Source organism: Hymenobacter agri, assembly GCF_054778495.1.
Genome location: NZ_BAAGZM010000643.1, coordinates 1 through 2326 on the forward strand (window position 1 = coordinate 1; position 2326 = coordinate 2326).

General features: G+C 64.1%; 3 protein-coding genes. 1 reads left to right on the plus strand and 2 read right to left on the minus strand.

Features of this window, described 5'->3' with window-relative positions; genetic code table 11:
- Positions 1 to 1236: gliding motility-associated C-terminal domain-containing protein (locus ACYVDE_RS20515; protein WP_460503399.1), on the plus strand; the 1236-nt coding region annotated here is incomplete at its 5' end.
- Between the two features lie 131 nt (positions 1237 to 1367).
- Here ACYVDE_RS20515 and ACYVDE_RS20520 read toward each other — a convergent pair.
- Both ACYVDE_RS20520 and ACYVDE_RS20525 read right to left on the minus strand, forming a co-directional pair.
- A complete protein-coding gene (locus ACYVDE_RS20520) occupies positions 1368 to 2021 on the minus strand; it encodes a cytochrome c oxidase subunit 3 (protein ID WP_460503400.1) in 654 nt (217 codons plus the stop codon).
- Between the two features lie 98 nt (positions 2022 to 2119).
- On the minus strand, positions 2120 to 2326 hold a 207-nt coding region (locus tag ACYVDE_RS20525), incomplete at its 5' end, for a hypothetical protein (protein WP_460503401.1).

Below are 2326 nucleotides of genomic sequence, written 5' to 3' on the forward strand. Positions count from 1 at the left end.
CGCGTGCGCTTCACCGACCCCGACCCGAATTCCCGTCTCACGCTGGCCTTGCGGCCGGTGAATTTCAGCGGGCCGCTGCCCGCATTTGCTACCGCCAGCACTGGCGTGGTGCACGCCGCCGGGCAGCCCGACACGCTGAGCAGCGTGCTCTGCTTTCCGGACTGCCTCGACAGCCGCGGCCAGGTGTGGCAGCTCGACGTGATAGTGGCCGACGATGGGTGCAGCCTGCCCAAGCGCGACACCGTACGCGTATCGTTCGTTTCGGCCCCGCCACCCGGCGGGCCGCCCACCCTGAGCAGTACTGCGCCCACCACCCAGCCGCTGGTTGTGCGAGTGGGCCAGGTAGTCAGCTTCGATGTGCAGGCCGCGGCCCCGTTCAACCAGCCGGTGCAGCTCGAGCTTACTGGCCAGGGCTTTGCGCCAAGCGACCTCGGCGCTACCCTCACACCGGCCGGCCCGGCCAATCCGTTGCAGGCACAGTTTCGCTGGCCGGTTGATTGCCGGGTGCTGGCCGGCGATTCGTTGCGGCAGTTTCAGTTCACGGCCGTCACGTCGCCGTGCGGTGTTCGCCAGACGGCCACGCTGAATGTAGCCGTGGTGGTGCGCTACGCCAATACGCCGCCAACACTGCGCCCAACGGTACCGCTACCGCCGGCGGCCAAGCCAGGCGAGCCCCCACTGGTACGCCTACCGCTGGGCGCCACGTTTTCGCTCGATTTTACGGGCACGGATGCCGATGGCGACAATCTGACGCTGACGGCCGGCAGCGAAAATTTTACGTTGGCCGAGGCGGGTATGCGCTTCGCGGCGCGCAACGGGGCAGGCCAGGCTTCCGGCACTTTCGAGTGGGACGTGAACTGCGGAGCGGTGAATTTGCACCGCCCGCTCGACGTAACCTTTCAGCTGCTCGACGCCACCTGCCGCCCGCTCCCCCAGCGGCAGACGGTGCGCTTTGAGGTGGAAGCGCCCTCTTCGCCCGTACTTAAGCTCTACAACATCATCACGCCTAATGGCGACGGCCAGAACGACGAATTCCGCCTACCCGAGCTGCCGGTGGATTTTTGCGACAACCGATTTGCCCGCATCCAGGTGTTTTCGCGCTGGGGCCAGCCCGTGTTTGAGTCCGCTGACCGGGAGTTTCGCTGGTCGGGCCAAGGCCAGGCCGGCACTTACTATTACCTGGCCACTTACACCGATGGCCGCCAATTCAAAGGCTGGCTGGAGGTGAAGCCCTAATCCGCGGCCCAGGCTACTGGCTGGCCATCAGAGCCGCAGCAGACTGGCCTGCTGGCAGTTAATCGGCACCACTTTTTAAGCACCGCTCTACTTTTTCACCAAAAAGCCTTGCTGCTGGCCGCTTCCGAAACTCAATACATAAACAGAAACACACCGAACAGCACTACCCAAAGCACATCGATGAAGTGCCAGTAAGTACCGAGCAGGCGCAACACCCGGCGATAATAAGGGTTGCGAATAAAAACCAGTGTCCGCACGGCATCGCGCTCGGCGTGGGCCACCCGCAACACAATGGCCAGCAGCAGCAGCATGCCGCCCAGCAGGTGCGCCACATGCAAGCCCGAGATAAGGTACAGAAACTGCCCGCTGCTGCGGCTCCCTTCGCCCCGGAATGCCACCCCATTCTGCAGCAGCTCGCGCCAGCCCAGCACCTGCAACCCGGCAAAAACACTGCCCAGCAGCAGCGTAGCCCCCAGGCAGCGCGCTAGGCCGGCCAGGTCGTCCTGAGCGTAGAGACGAGGAGCCTGCGCCATGGTGTAGCTGCTGATAAGCAGCACGATGGTACTCAGCGAAAAATAGCGCGGCAGGGCGTACAGCCCGGTCGGCACGCCGCTGTGAACGCGCGCCTGCACGTAGGCGGCCAGCAGAATGGCGAACATGATGGCAATGGCCAGCATCCCCAGGTAGCCCGCCACCAACAACGGCGGCAGGCGCTCGATGCGCCCAAACGAGGACGCCCGCCGACGGGCGCTAATCCGGTTATCGCGTTCGGAATCGGGGTTCATGGGAAGAGCGCCAGAGGTGTAGCTACGAAACTACCCCGGCCGGAATTAGTTGCATTCCGGCCGGTTTTTGCCTAAAAGTTACTCCTCGCGGCAGCCGGCTATTTAAAAAACGAGCCAATCTTACCCAGCACGGCGTTGAGCGTGATTTTGGGCGTGCGCTGCACCCCAAACGTAACGTAGGTTTTGCCCCCCACGCGCAGGTCGAGTACCCAGCCCAGACGGCGCATCAGGTCATTGATTTGCTGCAGGGGGTCGGGGCCGGCGGGCTTGGGCGCTTTGGGGGCGCCGGGCGGCTTGGGCGGGCC

Coding starts and splice junctions, on each gene's coding strand:
- ACYVDE_RS20520 (WP_460503400.1), bottom strand. CDS start 2,021: ATGAACCCCGATTCCGAACGCGATAACCGGATTAGCGCCCGTCGGCGG.